Origin of the sequence: uncultured Ralstonia sp., assembly GCA_913056305.1 — a bacterium.
Lineage (GTDB): Bacteria > Pseudomonadota > Gammaproteobacteria > Burkholderiales > Burkholderiaceae > Ralstonia.
This window is the reverse complement of the sequence record CAJXMR010000367.1, coordinates 1-2,858: the sequence shown is the minus strand read 5'-3', so window position 1 is coordinate 2,858 and position 2,858 is coordinate 1. Positions and strand designations below refer to the sequence as shown.

The window sequence follows — 2,858 nt, the reverse complement described above, 5'->3', positions numbered from 1 at the left end:
GGGCCGGGAAACTCGGCGCGCGAGGCAAAGCCGTCGCCGTCCACGTGCACGAGCATCAGGCGGCGGCCGTTCTCGGTGGTCACGTCGGGCACGGGCATGTCGGGCAGCGCCAGCGCGCGGCGCAGGAATTCGATCGGCTGCACCACCCAGCGCGCCTGCTCGACGCTGTCCATCGAGAACACCGCGTACGGGTTCAGCACGTAGCCGCCCCACTCGGTGATGGCGGCGGCGTCGAATTCGAAACTGCCCGACTTCAGGCGCAGCAGGGATTGCCCATGCGCGCCCACCTGGATCGGCTGGGCCTCGCGGCGCTCCGGCCGCGGCGCCATCTCGAAGCCCATGATCTTGTCTTGCGACACCACCGTCAGCGGCCCGGTGGCGCGCCCGCGCACGAGCTGCAGCTTGAGCAGGTCGGCCATGCCACCGTCCACCGGCAGGCCGAACTGGTTCATGAAGGCGATATGCACGCCGTCCTGGATGCGCTGGCGCACCCACGACGACAGCGCGCTGACCTGCTTGATCGGGCTAGTGTTGACCCACACCACCACGCCGGCATAGCGGTCGGGCGGCACGGCGGCGGGCAACGGCTGGTTGATGTCGGCGTACTCGACGTCGTAGCCGAGGAAGTTGAGCGGCGTGGCGACGAAGCGCACGCCCTCGCTGGTGTCGATGGTGGCGCGCACGTCGCGGTCCTGCAGGATCAGCACCTTGCGCGGCAGCACCTCGATGCGCCCCACCCCGATGGTCGACAGCTCCGGATCGGTCACGTACGGGATCAGGCCCTGCGCCTTGATCCGCTTGGCCGTCTCGCGCGCGCAGGCACGGTCGGCCGGCGGGCAGTAGTCGATGGCGATCACGGGCAGGCGGTATTCGTCGCGGATCTTGCGGGCCTGGGCCATCAGCCAGTCGCGGTCGGCGTCGCTCACTTCCCTGTATTGCTTGGCGCCCTGGTCCCACCCGCGGTACAGCGATTCGAACGCTACCGCATACGCCAGGTCGTGCACCTGCGGCAGGATCTCGAAGCCGCGGTTGAAGATCAGCTTGGCGTCTGGATAGCGGGCCTTGATGGCGCGGATCACGCGCACCAAGCCGGCCTCCTGCGCCGCGCGCGCCGCGTCGTCCTTGGCGACGAGCTGGTACGAATCGAGCGTATCGAGGAAGAAACCGCGGTAGCCCCTGTCCCACAGCGGCTTGATGACGTGGTCGACGTAGAAAGCTGGCCACTCGGGCTGGGCCTGGTCGATCACGCGCGAGGCCCAGGCCTGGTTGCGGCCGGACAGCCAGGCGCGGGGCAGGTCCCTGTACCAGCGGCGGTCGGGCGTGACCTCGCCCACGCTCACGTAGGCGACCCATTGGGTCTTGGGCGTCTTGAACTGCGCCGGCTCGAAACCATGATCGGGCTCGACCACGACCACGTCGAAGGCACGCAGCTGTGCCACGGGCGGCTTGTCGCCGTAGTACCAGGCAATATTGGGCGCACCCACGACGGTGGCTTGCGCGGACGGCAACCCCTCGCCGGCCGCACCCGGCGCCTGCTGGGCGACTGCCCTGCAGGGCATGGCAACGGCTGACGCCGCGCATAGCGCAGCCAGCCATTTCCACACACTTGCCGTTTTTCCCCGTTCCCCCGCGGCACGCCGCTGTTGGCGGCTTGTTGACCACATGGAAAGCAACTCCTATGCAACGTAGTGCACTTGTTAGGCCGGTCTGCGCCGACGCCTTGATGGACGCGCTCCCGCCGCGCGTCCTGTGGATGCACCCGCCTTCCTTGATCGCGGCCTGTCTAGCCAGGCCCCGCAGTGCGATCAGGGGCGGTCAGCGCTCCGACGGCGAGTTTACGCGACAAACCCCCTTCCGGACGCCCGCCCCACGGAGGGGGGCATAAACCTTTGTTTATATTTGCCCGCCCATCCTGCGGTTTGACAAAGCGAGCGCGGCTCCACGATGATGGATCGGTCACTCGGCGCCCGCCGGCAGTTGCCCCGGCACAACGCCCATCGCCGATTTACGCCGCACGCGGGCGCAGGTTCTTACGGAAATCTTATGTATGCGTTCGTTCTGGTCGCGCTGATCCTCATCAGCGCCTTCTTCTCCGCCTCGGAAATCGCCATCACCGCCTCGCGCCGCACCCGCCTGCAGACGCTGGCCGACGACGGGGACGCCGGCGCCGAACACATCCTGCAGCTCAAGGATGCGCCGGGCAATTTCTTTACCGTCGTGCAGATCGGCGTGAATGCGGTCGCCATCCTGGCGGGCATCATCGGCGACGCGCAGGTCTCCGGCACGCTCGCCGTCTGGCTGGCCGACTGGCTGCCGCAGGCCCGCGCCGAACGCATCGCCAACATCGTCGGCTTCATGATCGTGACGGGGCTGTTCATCCTGTTTGCCGACCTGCTGCCCAAGCGGTTGGCGGTGCTCTATCCCGAGCGCTTCGCCCTGGCCATCATCGGGCCGATGCAGACCTGCCTGCGCGTGCTGCGCCCGGTGGTCTGGCTGTTCAACGGCGCGGCCGACCTGTTCCTGAAGCTGTTCGGCGTGCCGACGCACCGCGTCGAGCAGATCACCACCGAAGACATCACCGCCATGGTGGGCGCCGGCGCCGAGGCCGGCGTGCTGCGCGAGCACGAGCTGACCATGATCGAGAACGTGTTCGAGCTGGAATCGCGCACCGTCACCTCGGTCATGACCGTGCGCGACGACATCGTCTACTTCACGCTGGACGAACCGCTGGAATCGCTCAAGCGCAAGATCGTCGGCCAGCCGCATGCGGAATACCTGGTCTGCCACGACGATATCGACTCGGTGCTCGGCTTTATCGCGTCCAAGGACATCCTGCAGCAGATCCTGTCGGAAGAGTC

General features: G+C 67.3%; 2 protein-coding genes. One reads left to right on the top strand and one right to left on the bottom strand.

Features of this window, described 5'->3' with window-relative positions; genetic code table 11:
* Positions 1-1,664: endo alpha-1,4 polygalactosaminidase (locus QZ609_RS26090; RefSeq protein ID WP_295501289.1), on the bottom strand; the 1,664-nt coding region annotated here is incomplete at its 3' end.
* 379 nt (positions 1,665-2,043) lie between these two features.
* Here QZ609_RS26090 and QZ609_RS26085 point away from each other — a divergent pair.
* A partial coding sequence (locus tag QZ609_RS26085; RefSeq protein ID WP_295501286.1) for a hemolysin family protein occupies positions 2,044-2,858 on the top strand: 815 nt, incomplete at its 3' end.